General features: G+C 66.5%; 16 protein-coding genes, 1 tRNA gene and 1 riboswitch. Of the genes, 6 read left to right on the top strand and 11 right to left on the bottom strand.

The genetic code is table 11. From position 1 onward, the window contains the following. Positions 1-293 (bottom strand): DUF2076 domain-containing protein (locus C5689_RS13685; RefSeq protein WP_146188387.1); only part of this gene is annotated, 293 nt, incomplete at its 3' end. Between the two features lie 114 nt (positions 294-407). Beyond that, a complete protein-coding gene (gene proB, locus C5689_RS13680; protein ID WP_174800250.1) occupies positions 408-1,532 on the bottom strand; it encodes a glutamate 5-kinase in 1,125 nt (374 codons plus the stop codon). 182 nt (positions 1,533-1,714) lie between these two features. Here proB and C5689_RS13675 point away from each other — a divergent pair, with 182 nt between their 5' ends. Continuing rightward, positions 1,715-2,614, top strand: a complete 900-nt coding sequence (locus tag C5689_RS13675) for a dioxygenase family protein (protein WP_108917819.1) — start codon at positions 1,715-1,717, stop codon at positions 2,612-2,614. Between the two features lie 38 nt (positions 2,615-2,652). Here C5689_RS13675 and C5689_RS13670 read toward each other — a convergent pair whose 3' ends face one another. The 4 genes from C5689_RS13670 to pal form a co-directional block, all read right to left on the bottom strand. Continuing rightward, entirely contained in the window at positions 2,653-3,384 is a 732-nt protein-coding gene (locus C5689_RS13670; RefSeq protein ID WP_244594702.1) for a DUF3142 domain-containing protein, read from the bottom strand. Then, positions 3,381-5,498, bottom strand: coding sequence for a PA5441 family protein (locus tag C5689_RS13665; RefSeq protein WP_108917817.1), 2,118 nt, complete (start codon positions 5,496-5,498; stop codon positions 3,381-3,383). Before C5689_RS13665 ends, C5689_RS13670 begins: the two co-directional genes overlap by 4 nt. Positions 5,499-5,625: 127 nt before the next feature. Continuing rightward, a tRNA-Trp gene (locus tag C5689_RS13660) sits at positions 5,626-5,702 on the bottom strand. An 87-nt stretch (positions 5,703-5,789) separates the two neighbouring features. Further along, a complete protein-coding gene (pal, locus tag C5689_RS13655) occupies positions 5,790-6,311 on the bottom strand; it encodes a peptidoglycan-associated lipoprotein Pal (protein WP_108917816.1) in 522 nt (173 codons plus the stop codon). A gap of 309 nt (positions 6,312-6,620) precedes the next feature. Between pal and C5689_RS13650 the strand changes: the two genes are divergently transcribed. The 3 genes from C5689_RS13650 to C5689_RS13640 all read left to right on the top strand — a co-directional run bounded on the left by C5689_RS13650 (position 6,621) and on the right by C5689_RS13640 (position 8,476). Then, positions 6,621-7,247: a hypothetical protein gene (locus C5689_RS13650; protein ID WP_244594701.1), complete on the top strand. Its 627-nt coding sequence runs from the start codon at positions 6,621-6,623 to the stop codon at positions 7,245-7,247. Between the two features lie 75 nt (positions 7,248-7,322). Further along, positions 7,323-7,385, top strand: a riboswitch (Fluoride riboswitch). Next, entirely contained in the window at positions 7,369-7,893 is a 525-nt protein-coding gene (locus C5689_RS13645; protein ID WP_244594700.1) for a hypothetical protein, read from the top strand. (Overlaps the previous riboswitch by 17 nt.) Positions 7,894-8,026: 133 nt before the next feature. Then, the gene (locus C5689_RS13640; protein WP_108917814.1) at positions 8,027-8,476 is read left to right on the top strand and encodes a hypothetical protein; all 450 of its coding nucleotides are present in this window, start codon (positions 8,027-8,029) and stop codon (positions 8,474-8,476) included. Positions 8,477-8,512: 36 nt separating this feature from the next. On the opposite strand, the gene C5689_RS13635 is transcribed toward C5689_RS13640, so the two are convergent. Then, positions 8,513-9,478, bottom strand: a complete 966-nt coding sequence (locus C5689_RS13635; protein WP_108917829.1) for an alpha/beta fold hydrolase — start codon at positions 9,476-9,478, stop codon at positions 8,513-8,515. Positions 9,479-9,787: 309 nt separating this feature from the next. On the opposite strand from C5689_RS13635, the gene C5689_RS13630 reads away from it, so the two are divergent. Further along, on the top strand, positions 9,788-10,252 hold the full coding sequence (locus C5689_RS13630; RefSeq protein WP_108917813.1) for an Hsp20 family protein: 465 nt from the start codon (positions 9,788-9,790) through the stop codon (positions 10,250-10,252). Positions 10,253-10,312: 60 nt separating this feature from the next. Here the strand turns inward: C5689_RS13630 and C5689_RS13625 are convergent, their stop codons facing one another. After that, entirely contained in the window at positions 10,313-11,308 is a 996-nt protein-coding gene (locus C5689_RS13625; protein ID WP_146188386.1) for a hypothetical protein, read from the bottom strand. Positions 11,309-11,631: 323 nt separating this feature from the next. Between C5689_RS13625 and gltB the strand changes: the two genes are divergently transcribed. After that, on the top strand, positions 11,632-16,293 hold the full coding sequence (gltB, locus tag C5689_RS13620) for a glutamate synthase large subunit (protein ID WP_108917828.1): 4,662 nt from the start codon (positions 11,632-11,634) through the stop codon (positions 16,291-16,293). Between the two features lie 16 nt (positions 16,294-16,309). Here gltB and C5689_RS13615 read toward each other — a convergent pair whose 3' ends face one another. The 3 genes from C5689_RS13615 to C5689_RS13605 all read right to left on the bottom strand — a co-directional run bounded on the left by C5689_RS13615 (position 16,310) and on the right by C5689_RS13605 (position 19,364). Continuing rightward, a complete protein-coding gene (locus C5689_RS13615; RefSeq protein WP_244594703.1) occupies positions 16,310-17,212 on the bottom strand; it encodes a metallophosphoesterase in 903 nt (300 codons plus the stop codon). Between the two features lie 90 nt (positions 17,213-17,302). Then, positions 17,303-17,773, bottom strand: a complete 471-nt coding sequence (locus C5689_RS13610; protein WP_108917811.1) for a hypothetical protein — start codon at positions 17,771-17,773, stop codon at positions 17,303-17,305. Positions 17,774-17,924: 151 nt separating this feature from the next. Further along, positions 17,925-19,364, bottom strand: coding sequence for an aspartate aminotransferase family protein (locus C5689_RS13605; RefSeq protein WP_108917810.1), 1,440 nt, complete (start codon positions 19,362-19,364; stop codon positions 17,925-17,927). Between the last annotated feature and the right edge of the window lie 396 nt (positions 19,365-19,760).

Raw genomic sequence — 19,760 nt, 5'->3', positions numbered from 1 at the left:
GGCGGGGCCTGGCGCTGAGCGCCGCCGAACAATCCGCCCAAAAATCCGCCGGACTGCTGCGGACGGCTCTCGAGCTCCTTCACGCGGCTGTCCAACTCCTGCAGACGTTGATTGGCCGCCTGCAGCGCCTGATCCTGCACCAGCACCGTCTGCGCCAGCAGATAGGGCGCGCCGGGCTGCGACTTCAGCTGCTCGGCGATGAAACTCTCCGCCTCCTGATCGCGCTGAGCGCCGGCGGCGCTGCGCGTACGCTCGAACAAACCGGCGAGCAGTTGGCGTTCTTCGGGTGACATGTGTCTCTCCCAGTTGGAACCAGCCCTCTTCGCGGGCGTGGCGCCAGAAATATGGGAGCGCTTTTTCGCTCTCACAAGGGCTGCGGCCGCGGTCGAGCCCGAGATTTTGCCGGCTCAGTCGCCGGCGAGCGCCATGTCGTCGCGGTGGATGATCTCGTCCGGGCCCTTGAAGCCGAGCAGCCCTTCTATGTCGCGGGACGAGCGGCCGATGATGCGGGCCGCGTCGAGCGCGTCGTAAGTGACGAGGCCGCGGCCGATTTCGCCGCCCGAAGGATTGCGGATCACGACGCAGTCGCCGCGCGCGAAGCCGCCTTCCAGAGCGGTGACGCCGGCCGGCAGCAGGCTTTTGCCGGAGAAGAGCGCGCGTTCCGCGCCTTCGTCCACATGCACGACGCCCTTGGGCTCGAGCGAGCCGGCGATCCATTTTTTTCGCGCCGTCACCGGCGTCGATGGGGTGAGAAACCAGCTGCAAGGCCCGCCCGCGGCGATTCGCGAGAGCGGCGCCTCGACCCGGCCGTCGGCGATGACCATATGGGCGCCGCCCGTGGTCGCGATCTTGGCCGCCTCGATCTTGGTGCGCATTCCGCCCCGCGAAAACTGCGAGGCGGCGCCCCCGGCCATCGCCTCCACCTCCGCCGTGACGCGCGGCACGATCTCGAGCAGTTTCGCATCGGGATTGCTCGCCGGCGGGGCGGTGTAGAGCCCGTCCACATCCGAGAGCAGCACCAAGAGATCGGCGCTCGCCATCGTCGCGACGCGAGCGGCGAGGCGGTCATTGTCGCCATAACGAATTTCGGAAGTGGCGACGGTGTCGTTCTCGTTGATGACCGGCACGGCGCGCAGCGCCAGCAGACGGGTCAGACATTCGCGCGCGTAGAGATAGCGGCGGCGCTCCTCCGTATCGCCGAATGTCACGAGAATCTGTCCCGCGGTGACGCCGAGCTCGCCCAAAGTCTCCGCCCATATGCGGGCGAGGGCGATCTGCCCGACGGCGGCGGCGGCCTGGCTGTCCTCCAGCGGCAGCGGGCCGGAGGGCAGGCCGAGCACGCTGCGTCCCAGCGCCACCGCGCCCGAGGACACGACGAGAACATCGGCGCCGAGACGATGCAGGGAGGCGAGATCGCCGGCGAGCCGCGCCAGCCACTCGCGCTTCACCTTCGCCTCGCGCGGATCGACGAGCAGAGAGGAGCCGACCTTGACGACGATGCGGCGGAAGGAAGCGAGCTTGGGGCGTTGCACGGAAGACCAGTCGGTTGGCGGAGGAGGAATTCGGCGACTTATAGCCCTTCCGCGCAGAAAGCCTACCCCATGGCCGCCGGCGAATGGAAACCCGCGTGAAACGAAGGAGATATTTTCAGCCGCGCATCCGACACCGGGCGCCGTCATGCTGAGCGCGTGACGAAGACCAAGGAAATTTTGAAATGTCCGACCAGATTGCTCTGACGCGGCGCGGCCTCGTGGCCGGGGCGCTCGCCGGTTCGGCGACCGTCATGCTGCCGGAGGCCCCCTCGGCCGAAACCGTTGCTCTTCCTTTGACGGCCGCGGCGGTGGAGGGGCCCTTCTATCTCGATCTCGACCTGCGGCGATTCGACATTGCCGAAGGTCTCCCCGGCGTGCCTTTGGACATTGTCTTCGTCGTTCATGACGAAACCGGCGCAGCCTTCGCGGGGGCGCGCGTCGATGTCTGGCATTGCGACGCGCAGGGCCGCTATTCCGGCTTTCCGGGCCAGGGCGAAGACAGGCGTCTCGACCTTTCCGGTAAGACCTTTCTGCGCGGAACGCAGATCGCCGGAACGGACGGACGCGTCCGCTTCTCCAGCCTCTATCCGGGCTGGTATCCGGGCCGCACGACCCACATTCACTTCAAGATCATCGATGGCGCCGTGACGCGGTTGACCTCGCAATTCTTCCTGCCCGACGCTCTGAGCGAGTTCCTCTATGCGAATGTCGGCGATTATGCGCGCGGACGACTGCGCGACACGCTGAACTCGACGGATGGAATAGCGCTCGCGGCGGGCGAGACGACGCATGGCGAGCTGCGCGAGACCGCCGGCCGCTATGTCGCGAGCCTGCGAGTGCGGGTCGATCGAAAATCCGTGCGCGCCGCGCCGACGCCGCTTTTTCAGCCGCCGCCGAACGGCGGTCCCTTCGCCGGCCCCCCGCCCGGCGGTCCTCCTCCGGGCGGCGACCACTTCGCCGGTCCGCCGCCCGGAGGGTTCCCGCCCAATGGCTTGCCGCCCGGACGCTTTCCCGGCGCGCCGCCGCGCCCTCCGGCGCCGGAAGGCGCGGAGCGGTTGCGGGCGCTGCTGCCCAAGGCGTGATCCGGATGGAGGTCGAGGGCGCCGCCCTCGACCGAGCTTCACCGTGCGATCGACGCGCCGCGATTGCGCAGGAAGACGACATAGCCGAGAAAATTCGGGCGTTGCGCCAGAGCGCGCGGCGGCGACCATTCCGCCCCTTCGGCGAGGCCGAGGCGATAGGGAATGCGGAGCCGACCGAGCCGCGCGAGATAGGCGTCGATATTCTCGACCGTCTGCGCGCCGCGATAGGTCTGAAAGACGAGTTCGTCGACGCTTCCGGCCAGCGCGTTCAAATCCTCGGGCGCGGCCTGCGACGCCCAATCCATGAGGCCGGTAACGCCGAGCGCGCAACTCTCCGGCAGTTCCCGGCGCAAGGCCCGCAAAAAGGCGGCATAATTCTGCAAGCCGCGCGTCACCGCGTCGAAATCGATCTGCACGCCGGCGACAGGGCCCGGCTGCGCACGCCAGGCCTCGAGCCGACGGCGAATCTGGGCGACGATCTGCGGCGGCCAATCGAGGCTGCGCACGCGATAGACGAGCCATAGCGTCGCCTTGTGCGGGCCGGGCTCGGTGACGCCTTGCGCCTTCATGCGGACAAAGCCGTTGTGATCCGGCCCGATCTCGCCCGAATGCAGATAGATGGTCTTCGCCGCAGCGAGTTCGGCGCGCCCTCTGACGCCGGCCCAGAGCCAGAAGGCGTCGTAATCCGCCGCCTGCACGCGAGGGCCGGCCGCGGCGGCGGAGGCCGCGAGCAGGGCGCCGAGCGCGAGGAGAAAGACCGCTTTCGTCACCAGTAATATTGCAGGCCGCGCGCCCATTGCGTCGCGCCATAACGTGATTTCAGCGTCTGGAACCACGCCTTTCGCTGCGCCTTGTCGACGTCCTTGCCGCCGCAGTCGTTGCTGCCCGCCGGCGCATAGCAATTGATGGCGCGATAGAGCGCATAGGCTCTGTCGGCGTCTTTCGTCGCCGGATCGGCGATCAGCCGCTGATAGACGTCGCCGCGCGAAAAGGGCTCGCCGGGGAAGATCGCTTTGGCGCCGCCCAATTCATCCGCGGCGGGACGCCAGGCGTCGAAGCGGGCGAAGCCGGAACGGCGGACGAAATCGCCGAGGCAGAGCAGCCCATGCGACGAGCGAGGATCGGTGGCGAGTTCGGCGACCACCGCTTTGGGCGCCGGGCACTTGTACGACTCGTTCGCGGGCGACGAGAGGAAGATCGCCGATTTGGGAAGATCGGAGACGTCCGGCGCGGCGGCGTCGTCCTCGGCGAGGCCCTCGGGCGAGAAGTCGCGCAGGAAATTGGCATATTGGCCGCGCGTCGCCTCCTTGTAGAGGAGCAGGAATCGGGCGAGCTTTCTCTCTTCCGCGCTCGCCTGCGGATCGGCGACGGCCATGCGCAGCAGGATCGGCCCCGCCGTATGGCGCAGCAGGATCGCGCGAATGCGCGGCGAGGCGAGCCGCGTCTCCGGCAAAAAGACCTTGTTGGCCATGCCGGCGCGCTCATAGCTCATGGCGAGGCCGAGCTCGACCGCTTCTCTCCACAAGGGATTGGCGAGGGTCCCGCGCAATTTCGTCCAATGCTCGATCGCCGCCGGAAATTGCCCGGAGGCCATCAGCGCCTGACCGCGCAAAATCTCGCGGCTGAAGGCGACATAGGAGCGCGGCGTCGTATTGGGCGCTCCGAGCGCTTGCAGCGTCGCCGAGAAATCGCGATCGGCGTAATAGGCGCGCGCGGCTTTCAGAAAGCCGAACAATTCCTCGCGGCCGGCGAAGACGGACGCCTCGGCGTCGAGCGCGGCGGCGGAGAGACTCTTTTCGGCGCCGTCGGCGCGCAGCTTCATCAGATCTTGCGTCGCCAGCAGGATCGGATCGCGGCTCTCATGATCTTTGGCGGCGGTCAAATATTTGGCGTCGATCTCCTGCACCAGATCGACTCCGTCGAGACCGGTCCTCGCGCCGCTCTCTTGCGCGATCTGTCGGCCATATTCGGCCGCAAGACGCTCCTCATCCGCCGCCAGCCAATAGACGCGCCGCAACAGGCCCTGCGCCGAAGCGGCGTAGCGCCCCGCCGGATAGGATTTGAGATAGGTCTGAAACGCCGTCTGCGCCGCCGTCAGCGTGGCGCGATCGGTCACATTGGGCGCGGCGGTCCCGTCGAAATCGGCGAAGGCGCCGATCTGCGCCTTGTTGATCAGGGCGCGGGCGGTCATGTAACGCGCCGCTTCGCGCAGCCAGGCGTTGCGCGCCGAATCGAGCTTGCCGAAACGCGCCAGCGCAGAATCGAAATCGCCTTCGTAGAAAGCGTCGGCGCCGGCGAGATAGGAGGCGAATTCCTGCGCCGTCGCGGCGGAGGGCGCGATTTGCGCGAGTGCGGCCGGAAGAGCGGCGGCGTCGGGCTTCTCGCCGCGGCAGGAGGGGGCGATCTCGGCGCGCGCCGCGGTCAGCGCCCGGCGCTCTTCGGGGGAAAGCGCGGGCTCGGCCTCGACCGCGGCCGCAAAAGCGATACGCCCGGACTCCATCGAGACGCAGCGCGTTCCCTCGCCGTCGGCGAAGGCGCTCTGCGCCCCGTCTTTCCCGCGTCGCGCGGCGGCGGCGGTTCGGCAGGCGTCGGTGAAATCAGGCCGCGAAAACAGCACGGAGGAATAGAAGTCGATCTTTTCGACGCCTTTCGAGACGGCCTCGTCCTTGGGCCGCAGCTTCGGATCGACGTCGATCATCAAAAAGAGAAGATTGAGCCTACTGTCATTGGCGGGATTGAGAAAGGGCATGGCGCCGAGACCGGCGTAGCCCTTTTGATCGAGCGCCCAGCGCTCGGGAGAAGGGTCGCCTCCGCCACATGCGCGAGCCGCGCCGGCGACGATCAGAAAGACGAGGCAGAAGGCCGTCGAGAGGAGAGGGCGCATCGAAACGATCCCGATTACGAAACGCGCGCGGAACTCGGCCGAAGGCTCGCGATTCTCACCTGCGTCGAGAGGCGCCGCCCGCCGCGTCGCTGTCTCGGAGTTCGGCTGGAGTGGAAGCCCGCAAGACTGGCAGGAGTGGAGGGACTCGAACCCCCAACCCCCGGTTTTGGAGACCGGTGCTCTAGCCGATTGAGCTACACTCCTGCGGTGACGGCGCGCCGTCGGGGCTCTCAATGCCGCATCACGGCCGCTGATGCAAGCGCCGGGGAGGGGCCTCGGCGCATTTTGGGGTCAAGAATTGCCGCCCGACAGCACGGTGACGGCGCGGCGGTTCTGCGACCAGCAGGAAATGTCGTCGCAGACCGCGACCGGCCGCTCCTTGCCGAAGCTGGTCGTGCGGATGCGCGCCGCGGCGAGCCCGCGCGAGGCGAGATAGCTCTTCACCACCTCGGCGCGGCGAGCGCCGAGCGCGAAATTATATTCGCGCGTGCCACGCTCGTCGGCATGGCCTTCCACGGTGAAGGAATAGCGGCCATAGCGTTGCAGCCAGTCGGCCTGCTTGTCGAGCGTCGCCTGCGCCGTCGGCGTCAGCTCGCTCGAATCGGTCTCGAAATAGACTCGGTCGCCGACATTGACGACGAAATCCTGCGGGCTTCCGGGCGCCGCATAGCCGCCGCGGCCATTGGCGCCGGCGAGCGCGGCATTCTCATCCTCGGCGTTTTTGGCGCAGGCGGAGAGCGAGACAGCCGCCAGAACGGCGACGGCGAAGCGCAGGGCGCGCGCGGCGGAAAACAATGCCAATTCCTCGGCCATGACCTCGAATCTCCTCTGACGACGGCTGTCGTCGCCAGTCCTATCCGCGCAGGGTTAAGCGAAGGTTCCGTCAACCTTGACGAAAGCTTTTCGCGTCCCGACGCGGCGCGCGAAATGTCGGTAGGGTTAACGTGAGCTCGATCGTCGATGCGATCCGTGGCGCGAGTGAGGCGAAAGCACGGCGCGAAAGAAGTCGCGCGCGCGAAATCCCGCGCACAGGGAATTGCTTATGGGGAATGCGGGGGCTGGACCGCATTGCGGATCATTGTTAGCACTTCGTTCATCATGTGGCGGGGGAAATTGAAGACGATGCGCGATTCGAAACGCTCCGCCTTCGGCGTTTGCGCGGCGCTCGGCGCCCTGGCGCTCGCCGGCTGCGTCGATACGGCGGTCGAGATCGGCCAGCCGCGCCCGGAGCAGCTCGCTCAGCGGCGGCGCGCGACGCCGCGTCCCGGCGTCAGCCCGCGCGGCGCGCCGATCACGCTCGCCAGTCTCGAAGGCGCGCCGGAGGATGCGCTCGCGCGTTTCCGTCCGGCTTTCGCCCGCGCCGCCGAGAGTCGCGACATCGCCTCCGCCGTCGAGCCGGACGCCGCCTATCGTCTGCGCGGCTATCTCACCGCCTATGCCGGCGCCGAAGGGGCGACGCGCTTCGCTTATGTGTTCGACGTCTTCGACCGCAACGGAAGGCGCGCGCATCGTCTCACCGACGAGGTCGCCGTGAAGGGCGTGGGCGATCCCTGGACGCTGCTCGACGAAAAGGCGCTCGCCGAGGTCGCGGCGCGCGGCGCCGACGAGCTCGCCGCTTTTCTCAGCGACACGCCCGAGGCGATCGCCGCCGCCGCCGGCAATGACGCGGGAGTGACCATCGCCGCCGCGACGCGCTCGGAGCCGGCGCGAACCGCCGAAAAGCCATTGGGCTTCGCTGACGCGAAGTGAGCTCCTCGGCCAGCGTTGACGATCTCGCCGGCTTTAGGTATCGAATTATGACATAAGGTCGCGTGGGCGATAGCCGGCGCGCCAGGGGATGGGGTGCCCCCTATAACCGCCGAAAAGGCTGATGACTCCTGCTCTATGTCCGACGATCGACGAGATCGGCGAACCCGGGCGCTCGCGCGCCTATATGCAGGAGAAACAGATGAATCAGGATCTCTCGGTTTTCATCACCCCTTTCGCCCTCGTCATCGGATGCGCGCTGATCGCCGCCGGCGGCCTCTATTTCATCGACATCCAATTTCTGAAGTCGCGCCTCCAGGCGGTCGCGGCGCTCGTCGCAGGCGCGATTATTCTCGCGGCGCTCGAGGTCGTGCTCGCGGGCAGCAGCGTGTCCTTTTTCAAGGCGCAGCAGGTGCAGACTTCCGCCTGCGAGCTCGAGGGCGAATCGGCGCATCCGGAGGCGCGCCTCGGCGTCGACGTCCAGATCATCCACAAGCACATTCTCGCTTGTATGCAGGAGGCCGGCTATGAATGGTCGCCGACGCATCGCAATTGCAAGGATGCGCCGGTCGCCACCAATCCCTATTGCTATCTGCCGGTCGCCGGCTTCGACCGCACGATCACGGCGTTCCAGCTGAGATTCGAATAGAAGCGACGCGCGGGCGAGGCTAAGCTCGCCGTTCGCCTTTGCGGGGCGCTTGCCGGTCGGAGGATATGCTCCATTTGACCTCGAGACAGAGGGGAAGGCGGCGCCCCGTCGGGAAGAGACGGGAGACTTGCCGATGAATGAGGACATTTCCGCCTTCGTTGCGCCGCTGACGCTCATGCTGGGCGGGGGGCTGCTCGCAATCGGCGGCCTCTCCTTCATCGGGATCGATTATTTCGACAGCAAGTTCAAGGCGCGCGTCGCCTTCGCCATCGGCCTCGCCTTCATTGTCGCGACCGAGCTCGTCTTCGTCACCAGCAGCAGCAGCGGGCGCTATTTCGCCGGGCTCAAGATCGACGTCACCGATTGCGAGCTCGACGGCGAGAGCAAGCTGCCCGAGGAGCGGCACAAGAACAGCCGCGTGCTGCATGATCACATCGTCGGCTGCATGGAGCGGCTCGGCTATGAATGGAACGCCGACCACGCGCATTGCAAGGAGGCGAAGATCGCCACCAATTCCTTCTGCTATCTGCCGACTCGGCCGGTGGCGCGAGCGATCGTGCGCTTTCAGACCGCCTTCGAGTGACGAATCCCGCTCTCGCTCGATCGAACGAAACCGCGCTCAGACGCGATCCACCGCCTCGCCGGGAACGAAAGCGTCGAAAGCCGCCCAGAACTGCTCGCGCAATTCGTCGCGCTCCATCAGCAATTCGTGACGCGCGCCGGGAAGCTCGATGAGGCTCGCGACCGGAAGCCGCTGAACGAAGCGCTCGATCGCGCGCGAGGATACGATTCGATCGCGTCCGCAGAGAAAGGCCATGACCGGCGTGCGCACGGCGCGGGCGTATTGCGGCGCGGCGAACTGCTTCATCAGCCGGAAGGCGGCGTTGATCCAGCCGACCGTCGGATCGCCGACGGCGAGATGCGGCGCGGCGCGCAACATATCGGCGTTGCGGGAAAAGCGCGCGGGATCGGATGTCAGCCGATTGCCCTCGAAGGGCAATTCCTCGAGCGATTTCGGGCCGCCGCCGGGCACATAGACCGCGCCGAGACCGAACATGTCGAGCGTATCCGCCACGGCGCGCGCGCCGATGGGAAAGCGCAGTCCCTCGAGATCGATCATCGGCGCCGAGACGATGAGGCGATCGAAGGGCGAGCGCGCCGAATGGACGCGATCGAGCAATATGGCGCCGCCCATGGAATGCGCCAGCGCATGCCAGGGAGACGGGCAGTTCAATGCCAGAACATCGGTGATGAAGGCGTCGAGATCGCGCTGATAGAGCGCGAAATCGTCGACATGGCCCTTGCGCGGATCGGAAAGATCGCGTTCCGAGCCGCCCTGTCCGCGCCAGTCCAGCGTCACCACATGAAAATCGCGCGCGAGCAGGTCGTTGATCGTCTCGAAATATTTTTCGATGAATTCCGCGCGGCCCTGGAACAGCGCCACTGTGCCGATCGCCCCGCGCGGCGGCGCGAAGCTCGCCGCCCGCAGGCTGCGTCCGTCCGCCGTGCGAATGGCGAAGACGGAGGCGTTGGGCGGCGCGGGATTGTCGGGCGTTCCGATGAGCTGCGTTTCGGTGAGCGGCATGTCGGGCGATCCTGCTGCGGCCGGAAAAGTCGCGGCGAATTTCCGTCTATCGCATGGCTCGCCCGGACGCAAAAGGGCGACGCTCGGGACATTGCAGTCGAGGGGCGGAGCCTCGGCCGCGGTGTCGACGCCATCGAAGCGGACGCGCTCGACAAAATCGCGGCTCCCGTCCCGGCGCCTCTTGCGGGTCGCAAAAGCCGCTCCCACATGGAATTCAGCGCGGGCCGTAGCGGACGCGCTTCATCCCCGGCGCGAGCGGGGACGGGCTCCCCATCGCGCTTCCACTGTCGCTTCTAGGAGGACAATGACATGCGTCACTTCGATCTTTCGCCGCTCTATCGCTCGACCGTCGGCTTCGACCGGCTGTTTTCGCTGCTCGATCAGGGACCGGGCGCGGAGGCTGCTCCGACCTATCCTCCCTACAACATCGAGCGCACGGGCGAGAACGACTATCGCGTGACCCTGGCGGTGGCCGGCTTCGCGCGAGAGGACATCTCCATCGAGACTCGCGAGAACACGCTGACCATCCAGGGCGCGAAAGAGCCGCAGCCCGAGACCGGCGTCAAGCGCGAAATCCTGCATCAAGGCATTGCGGCCCGCGCCTTCGAGCGCCGCTTCCAGCTCGCCGATCATGTCGTCGTGACCGGGGCGACCCTCGTCAACGGCCTGCTGCATGTCGATCTGGTCCGCCAGATTCCCGAGGCGCAAAAGCCGCGCCGCATCGAGATCGGCGCCGGCGCCCCGGCGCAGACGATCGACGCCAAAGCCGCCTGATCGGCTTTCGGAAGCGTCAAAAAAATCGAGGCGTCCCGCGAGGGACGCCTCTTTTTTCGTTCAGCCGCCGGGCGTCGGCTTGGCCGGCTCGCCTACGGACGGCTCCTTGGATTGCTCCGCCGAGACCGGATTGGCGGGAGCCGCAGCAGTGGGCGGCGGCGTGGCGGGCGTCGCTGGAACGATGGTCTGTGGCGCCGGCGCCGCCTGTTGATGGCCGACGGCGGCCGGTTCCGGAGCGGCCGCGCGCGGCGGCTCGGGAGCGGCTTGGATCGGCTGGGTAGGGGCGGCGACGGGAGAAGGAGAAGGCGCAGGAGATGAAGAAGAAGGAGCGGACGCGGGCGCCTGGGCCGCGCCTTGCGGCGGGGTCGGACCGGAGTGCTGTTGCGCCGGCGCCTTGCGCTCGGCCGGCTTCGCGGCGGCGGCCTTGGGAGCCGTCGGCCTGTCTTGCGGAGCAGCGGCGCGCGCCGGCGGCTTGGTCGCCTCGGACGGCGACGAATGGGGCGGGCGCCGCGTCTCGGCGTTCTCCTGCCTGACGGCGGCATGGGCGCGCGCCGGCGTCTCCGCGCGACGAGCGGGCGCGGCCGATTGCGGCGCGGGGCGCCGCGGCTCGCCGCCGAGGCCGGGCACGACCAGAGGATCTTCCACGGCGGCGCGCGGCCCGTCATAGGGCTCCGGCCCAGGCCCGCCACGATAGGCGGCTGGCGGCGCTTCGACAAAACCCGGCCCGCCCTCCGGCCCAATGCGCCAGGAGCGCAAAATCTCGCCCTCATAGAGGTCGATCAGAAAGCGCCGATAATGGCCGCGGCGGTCCACGCCGGTCGCCACCACCTGATCGCCGCGCCGGCCGAGCCCGCCGACCAGACGAAATCCCTCCTCGCCCAAAATGCCGGCGATCGCTCGAGGCGTGGCGTTGGGCGCGGGCTCCGGAATCGGCTGGTGAAAGGCGTAGCCGAAGGGGCGAAAGAAGAAATCCGCCGCGGCCGGCGTCGGCGTCGCCATCGGCGCGAGGCTCGCGATCGCGAGCAAGAGCTTCGGCCGCAGTCTCGATAGCGTCATGAACCGCTCCACATCCATCTGGTCGTCTGGCCCCGTCTCGATCGCCGAGCTTGGGCGACCATTGCGGCGAGCTTTGGACGCAGGCGGCGCGCGCCGGCGGCGGAATGCGCCGGGAATTCGGTTTTGTAGCGGCAGATTGCTTGTGCGAGGGACGCAAATCTGGCAACAATATTTCCCGCCGATATGTCAGCCATGCTGACCATTCTGCGCCAATGAGGCTCGCGCGACATGCGAGCGACGCTATGATTTCGACGACCAAGGACGGGGGAGCGGGCGCGGCGATCGGGCCGGGCGGCCCCCGGACTCGCCCGGGAGACGCCGCTATGACCGCGATCGACGCCAGAGATCCCCTCCTGCCGCAGGCTCAGGGCCTCTACGATCCGTCCAAAGAGCACGATTCCTGCGGCGTCGGCTTCGTCGCCAATCTGCACAACGCCAAGAGTCACGAGATCGTCGAGATGGGTCTGCAGATCCTGCTCAATCTCGATCATCGCGGCGCCGTCGGCGCGGACCCCAAGCTCGGCGACGGCTGCGGCATTCTCGTGCAGATTCCGCACCAGTTTTTCAAGGAAGAATGCGCGAAGCTCGGCTTCGCCCTGCCGGAGCCCGGTCATTACGCCATCGGCCAATTCTTCCTCTCTCGCGACGAGGCCGAGCGCGCCAAGGCGAAGGAATTCATCGAGGCCGCCGCCGCGAGCCAAGGCCTCGTCGTGCTTGGCTGGCGCGACACGCCGGTCGATTCGAGCGATCTCGGCGAGGCGGTGAAGGCGGTCGAGCCGGTTCATGGGCAGGTCTTCATCGGCCGCGGCCCCTCTGTGACCGACGACGTCGATTTCGACCGCCGCCTTTATCTCGCGCGCAAGACCGCCTCCAATGAAATCTATGCGCGGGGGCCGGCGGCGCGCGAGCATTATTCGGTTTCCGTGTCCTCGCAGACGATCGTCTACAAGGGCATGGTGCTGGTCTCACAGCTCGGCGAATATTTCCTCGATCTGAAAGACCCGCGCTTCATCAGCGCCATCGCGCTCGTGCATCAGCGCTTCGCGACGAACACTTTCCCGTCCTGGCGTCTCGCGCATCCCTATCGCTTCGTCGCGCATAATGGCGAGATCAACACGCTGCGCGGCAATCTCAACTGGATGGCCGCGCGGCAGGCTTCCGTCGCCTCGCCGCTGTTCGGCAACGACATAGAGAAGCTGTGGCCGATCTCCTATGAGGGGCAGTCGGACACCGCCTGTTTCGACAATGCGCTCGAGTTTCTCGTGCAGGGCGGCTATTCGCTCGCTCATGCGGTGATGATGCTGATCCCGGAGGCTTGGTCCGGCAATCCGCTGATGGATGGCGACCGCAAGGCGTTCTACGAATATCACGCGGCGCTGATGGAGCCCTGGGACGGTCCCGCCGCCATGGCCTTCACCGACGGCCGCCAGATCGGCGCGACGCTGGACCGCAACGGCCTGCGTCCGGCGCGCTATCTCGTGACCGAGGACGGACTCGTTGTCATGGCCTCCGAGATGGGCGTGCTGCCGATTCCGCAAGACAAGATCGTGCAGAAGTGGCGCCTGCAGCCGGGCAAGATGCTGCTCGTCGATCTCGAGCAGGGACGCATCGTCTCCGACGACGAGATCAAGAAGGAGCTCGCCTCCTCGCATCCCTATAAGCAATGGCTCGAGCGCACGCAGATCGTGCTCGAGGATCTGAAGCCCGTCGAGCCGCGCGCCTCGCGCGCCGATGTGTCCTTGCTCAATCGCCAGCAGGCCTTCGGCTATTCGCAGGAGGAGCTCGATCTGCTGCTGTTCCCCATGGCCGTCACCGGCCAGGAGGCGGTCGGCTCCATGGGCACGGATACGCCGATCTCGGCGCTCTCCGACAAGCCCAAGCTGATCTACACTTATTTCAAGCAGAACTTCGCGCAGGTCACCAATCCGCCGATCGATCCGATCCGCGAGGAATTGGTGATGAGCCTCGTCTCCTTCATCGGCCCGCGCCCGAACATCCTCGATCACGAGGGATCGGCGAAGCGCAAGCGGCTCGAGGTGCGTCAGCCCATCCTCACCAATGAGGACCTCGAGAAGATTCGCTGCATCGGTCATATCGAAGACAGCTTCGACACCAAGACGCTGGACATCACCTATGACGCCGCGACCGGCGCCGCCGGCCTGCGCGAGGCGCTGAACCGGCTCGGCGAGCGCGCCGAGAAGGCGGTGAACGGCGGCTATAACATCATCATCCTCTCCGACCGCATGGTGGGGCCGGATCGCATTCCGATTCCGGCGCTGCTCGCAACGGCGGCCGTGCATCATCATCTCATTCGCCGCGGCCTGCGCACTTCGGTCGGCCTTGTCGTCGAGACGGGCGAAGCGCGCGAGGTGCATCATTTCGCTCTGCTCGCCGGCTATGGTGCGGAGGCGATCAACCCTTATCTCGCCTTCGAGACGCTCGAGGCTTCGACGGCGGAATTCCCGTCCGACGTCGATGGACCGACGGCGATCAAGCGTTTCATCAAGGCGGTCGACAAGGGTCTGCTGAAGGTCATGTCCAAGATGGGGATCTCGACCTATCAGTCCTATTGCGGCGGGCAGATTTTCGACGCCGTGGGCCTCGCGCAGAGCTTCATCGACGAATTCTTCCGTGGCACCACGACGCGCGTCGAGGGCGTCGGCTTGGATGAGATCGCGGCCGAAACGGTGCGCCGTCACAAGGACGCTTTCGGCGACGTCGCCATCTATCGCGATGCGCTGGACGTCGGCGGCGATTACGCCTTCCGCATTCGCGGCGAGGCGCATAGCTGGACGCCGCATACGGTGTCGCTGCTGCAGCATGCCGTGCGCGCCAATGCGCAGGACAAATATCGCGCCTTCGCGCAGCATCTGAACGAGCAGGACGAGAAGCTGCTCAATCTGCGCGGCCTGTTCCGCGTCAAGACCGCGGAAGAGGATGGTCGCGCTCCCGTGCCGCTCGACGAGGTCGAGCCGGCGAGCGAAATCGTCAAGCGCTTCTCCACCGGCGCCATGTCCTTCGGCTCCATCTCGCGCGAGGCGCATACGACGCTCGCCATTGCGATGAACCGCATCGGCGGCAAGTCCAACACGGGCGAGGGCGGCGAGGAGCCGGAGCGCTTCAAGCCGCTGCCCAATGGCGACAGCGCGCGCTCGGCGATCAAGCAGGTGGCCTCTGGGCGTTTCGGCGTGACGGCGGAATATCTCGTCAACTCCGACATGATTCAGATCAAGATGGCGCAGGGCGCGAAGCCCGGCGAAGGCGGCCAATTGCCGGGCGACAAGGTCGACGCGGTGATCGCCAAAGTGCGCCATTCGACGCCGGGCGTCGGCCTCATCTCGCCGCCGCCGCATCACGACATTTATTCGATCGAGGATTTGGCGCAGCTGATCTTCGACTTGAAGAATGTGAATCCGCGCGCCGATGTGTCGGTGAAGCTCGTCTCTGAGGTCGGCGTCGGCACGGTCGCCGCCGGCGTTTCCAAGGGCCGCGCCGATCATGTGACCATCTCCGGCTATGATGGCGGCACGGGCGCCTCGCCGCTCACCTCCATCAAGCACGCGGGCAGCCCGTGGGAGATCGGCCTCGCCGAGACGCATCAGACCCTGGTGCTGAACAATCTGCGCGCGCGCATCGCCGTGCAGGTCGACGGCGGCCTGCGCACGGGCCGCGACGTCATCGTCGGCGCGCTGCTCGGCGCGGACGAGTTCGGCTTCGCGACCGCGCCGCTGATCGCGGCCGGCTGCGTGATGATGCGCAAATGCCATCTCAACACTTGCCCCGTGGGCGTCGCGACGCAGGACCCTGTGCTGCGCAAGCGCTTCGTCGGCCAGCCCGAGCATGTCATCAATTTCTTCTTCTTCGTCGCCGAAGAGGTTCGCGAGCTGATGGCGCAAATGGGCTATCGCCGCTTCGACGAGCTGATCGGCCAGATGCAGATGCTCGACAAGGAGAAGGCGCTCGCCCATTGGAAGGCGAAGGGACTCGATTTCTCCAAGCTGTTCCACAAGCCGGCGGGCGAGGGCGCCGCGATCCGTCACAGCCTCACGCAGGATCACGGCCTCGACAAGGTTCTCGACAACAAGCTCATCGAGGCGGCGCGCGCCTCGATCGACCGCGGCGCGAAGACGTCCATCGAGACGGCGATCCGCAATGTCGATCGCTCGACCGGCGCCATGCTGTCGGGCGAGGTCGCGCGCGTCTATGGCCTCGTTGGCCTGCCGGAGGACACGATCGACATTCGCGCCTCGGGCACGGCGGGGCAGAGCTTCGGCGCCTTTCTCGCGCGCGGCGTGACGCTGCGTCTCGAGGGCGAGGCGAATGATTACGTCGGCAAGGGACTCTCGGGCGGCAAGGTCATCGTCTATCCCTCGCGCGAGGCCAAGCAGATCGTGCCGGAGAAGTCGATCATCGTCGGCAACACCGTGCTCTATGGCGCCGTGGGCGGCGAGGCCTATCTGCGCGGCGTCGCCGGCGAGCGTTTCGCCGTGCGCAACTCCGGCGCCTATGCGGTCGTCGAGGGCGTCGGCGACCATGGCTGCGAATATATGACCGGCGGCGTCGTCGTCGTGCTGGGGCCGACGGGCCGCAATTTCGCGGCCGGCATGTCGGGCGGCGTGGCCTATGTGCTGGATGAGGACGGCGGCTTCGCCGAGCGCTGCAATCTGGCTATGGTCGATCTCGAGCCGGTGCGCGACGAGGAGGCCGTGATGACGCAGGCCTATCATCAGAGCGGCGATCTCGAGCAGCATGGCCGCGTCGATGTGATGAGCGATATGACGCGCTTCGACGCCGAGCGTCTGAAGCATCTCATCTCCAATCATCTGCGCTACACGGGCTCGACGCGCGCGCGCGCGATCCTCGACGATTGGGAGAGCTATAAGCCGAAGTTCCGCAAGGTGATGCCGGTCGAATATCGCCGCGCGCTCACCGAGCTTCTGGCGCGCAGCCAGAGCGGCGAGAAGCTGAAGGCGGCCGGCGAGTGAGGCGGACGCCGGCGCGTCACGCCGCTGGCGCTTCCACCCGAATATGAAGGACTTCCGGCGGCGCGCCGAAGCGCACCGGCAATCCTGTGCATCCCAATCCGCCGGAGACGATGAGGTGCCTCTCGTCTTCGACGATATGCCCGTGGACATAGCGACTGCCGTAGATCGACGGCACGATCGGCGCCCAGCCGAAGATCCGCACCTGTCCGCCATGGGTGTGGCCGCAGAGCGTCAGGGCGACGCGTTCCGGTACGCGCGGAAATACATCCGGCTCATGCGCCAACAGGATCACCGGATCGTCGGTGGCGACGGCGGCGAGCGTCGCGGAAAGATCGTCGAGCCCGCGCCATTTGCGCCGGCCGACGGTGATCGCATATTGGTCGGCGAGGCCGGCGAGCCATAGCGAGCGGCCCTTATGCGCCAAACGCACGGCCGCATTCTCATAGACCGGAATCCCATTGTCCTCGAGCGCGGCGCGGGCGATCGTTTCGCCGCCGCCGCGACGTTGCGCCGTGCGATCGTCCCACATGTCGTGATTGCCGAGGATCGCATGGACGCCGAGCGGCGCTCTGAGCCGAGACAGCGCCCGCGCCCATTGCGCCGACGGAATCGGCGTCGCGAAATGATGCAGTCCGGCGACATAATCGCCGAGCAGAACGACGACGTCTGGCTCGAGCGCGTTCATGTGATCGACGATCGCGTCGATGCGCTCGAGCGACATCCATGGGTCGCAAGCGTGGAGGTCGGAGAGCGCGGCGATCTCGAGCGGAAAACCCTTCGGCCACACGCGCGGCGCGACGCGATAGCGGGCGACCCGCGGCGCCTGCAGCGGCCCATAACCGAAGGCGTAGGCCGCTCCCGCGAAGGCGGAAGCCGCGCTGGCGACCGCGCCTCTCAAAAAGGCGCGGCGGGTCAACAGCGGCATGGCGTCTTCCTCATGGCGTCTCCCGAATGGACGCATGACGTCTAAGCCGATCAATGCGTCCGTTTCGAGTCGCGGCGACGCGGATCATCTCGAAGGGAAGGGGCCTTCATCGAGGAAATAGCCATAGGCCTGCGCCGGCCGCTGCGGAATCGGGTCGATCGCCGTATAGGCTCCCGGCCGATAGGAGCGGTCATAGGGATTGCGCTCCTGCGCATAATACACGGGCGCGACATAGGGGACGGGCGCGGGCTCCAACGCGCGATAGCGCATTAGGTTCCGCTGCGGCTGCGGCCACGGCGCCGTCTCCTCCGACGCCACATCGATGCGCCGCGGCGCGATCGTGGCGCGACCATAGCTCGGCTCCTCGTCGCGCCAGTGGCGCGCCGGACGGGAAGCATGAGGCGGCCGGAAATTCATGGGCGCGCGCGGCGCGAAATCATCGGGCCCGAGCCCGCGAATGACGACCGGTCCGCGCGCGCCGGCGTAGGCCGGCGCAGAGAAGCCGGCGAATGCGGCCAGCAAGGCCACAGGCAGAATCGTCGCACTGATACGCATAATCGACGCCTTTCGTCTCGAAGCGGAGCGCGGCAAGGCGGAAATTTGCGCCGACGTTTCAAATCGGCGCGGCTCCCCTGTCGCGCGCCTCTTCGGAGCAAGGCGCGTTCCCAATTCGTTAACCTTGGATGCGCGTCGGCCGAAGCTTTCGTCAGCCGAGCTTCGCCTTCAACGCATGGCCGGCGAGCGTCTTGCCGAGCGACCACACCGCCCCCGGCGCGTGATGCGCCTCGGCGATGACCTTGTCGAAGGACCGCTCGATCCAATCGCAATCGAAATCGTCTATGGTGAGCGGCGGCAGCAGCTTGATCGTGTGATTGCCATGGCCGGCGACTTGCGTCAGCACCTTGTGCTGCTCGAACAGCGGTATGCTGATGAGCTGGCAGAACAGTCCTGAATTCACCGTCTCCAAAAGATTCCACGCCGCTTTCAGCTTCAGCGAGCGCGGCTCGCCGAATTCGATTCCGATCATCAGGCCTTTGCCGCGGACATCGGCGACGAGCTCGTAACGCTCGGCCATGGCGCGGAAGCAAGCGAGGAGACGCTCCCCTCTGGCGGCGGAATTCTCGACGAGCTTCTCGCTCGCCATCACCTCGAGAGTGGCGAGGCCGGCGGCCATTGCGAGATCGTTCTTGCCGAAGGTGGAGCCGTGCACGACCGCGCGATCCATGCGGTCGAACATTTTATCGAAGATCCATTTGCGCGTCAGCACCGCGCCGACCGGCACATGGCCGCCCGAAAGCGCCTTGGCGACGAGCAGGAGATCGGGCTCGACGCCATAATGCTCGACGGCGAAGAATTTGCCGGTGCGGCCGAGGCCGGTCTGAATCTCGTCGGCGACGAACAAGGTTCCGTATTTGCGGCAGAGCGCCGCCGCCTGCGCGAGGTAATCCTGCGCCGGCATGTTCACGCCCTTGCCTTGAATCGGCTCGACGAAGAAGGCCGCGACGTCGCGATGGCGCAGCGCCTCCTCGAGCGCGGCGAGATCGTCGAAGGGAATCTCGCGCGTATCGGGGAGCAACGGGCCGAAGCCCTTCTTGAAAATCTCGTCGCCATTGAGCGACAGCGCGCCATAGGTGAGGCCGTGGAAGGAATGCGCGCAATGCAGAATTCCCGCGCGTCCCGTCGCCGCGCGCGCGAATTTGATCGCCGCCTCGACAGCCTCCGCGCCGGAGTTGGCGAAGAAGACTTTCTCCATATAAGGCGCGAAGGAGAGCAGCCGCTCGGCGAGCAGCGCGGCGGGCACGGACACGTCGAGCTGCACGAGATTGGGCAGTTCGGCGCCGAGCACGCTCATCAAAGCCTCGCGCAGCGCCGGATGATTGCGGCCGATCGCGAACACGCCCCAGCCGCTCAACAGATCGAGATAACGCGCGCCTTTGCGATCATAGAGATATTGGCCGGCCCCGCGCACGAATCCGACATCATAGCCGATCGTCTTCAGCACGCGCACCCACATCTCGTTGAGATGCTGCGCGTGCAGCGCGAAACGCTCGCTCTCGCGCTCCGCATAGAGCGAGGCGAGATCGAAATTCGGGGCGCCGCCAGCCTGCGTCTGCTCACGATCGTCTCGTGGTGTCATGAAGGTCATGCGTTCATTGTCCGTGTTTTTTGCGGCGGCGCGCGGTCTTCTCGTGGGAATTGCGGCTCATCGGCCGCGCCACCAGCGGCGGCGAGGGCACTATGTCGCGGCTTCGCGCCGACCGCAACATATGGAGGCGCAAATTGTTTCTCGCCCCTACGTCCGGCGCCCGGCGGGCCGGATGGATCCGCGAGGGCCGAAAGCGATTTGGGCGAAAGGCGACAGCGCTCGCGCGCCGAATGTCGCTCTGGCGCCGAATGACGCCGCTTTGATGGCGAAGATTCGGCGTCGCGGAGCGCGCATGTCGCGTCGCTTTCCTACTCTCGAAGCCGTTATCGCAGCTTGGATGCGCTCGTACGGTATTTCGCGTAACCCGCGCCGAGGTCGCGGAACGCCAAGCATTTT

The organism is Methylosinus sporium (assembly GCF_003113265.1).
GTDB lineage: Bacteria > Pseudomonadota > Alphaproteobacteria > Rhizobiales > Beijerinckiaceae > Methylosinus > Methylosinus sporium.
Note: the sequence above shows the minus strand (reverse complement) of the source record. Positions and strands in the feature narration are given on the sequence as shown.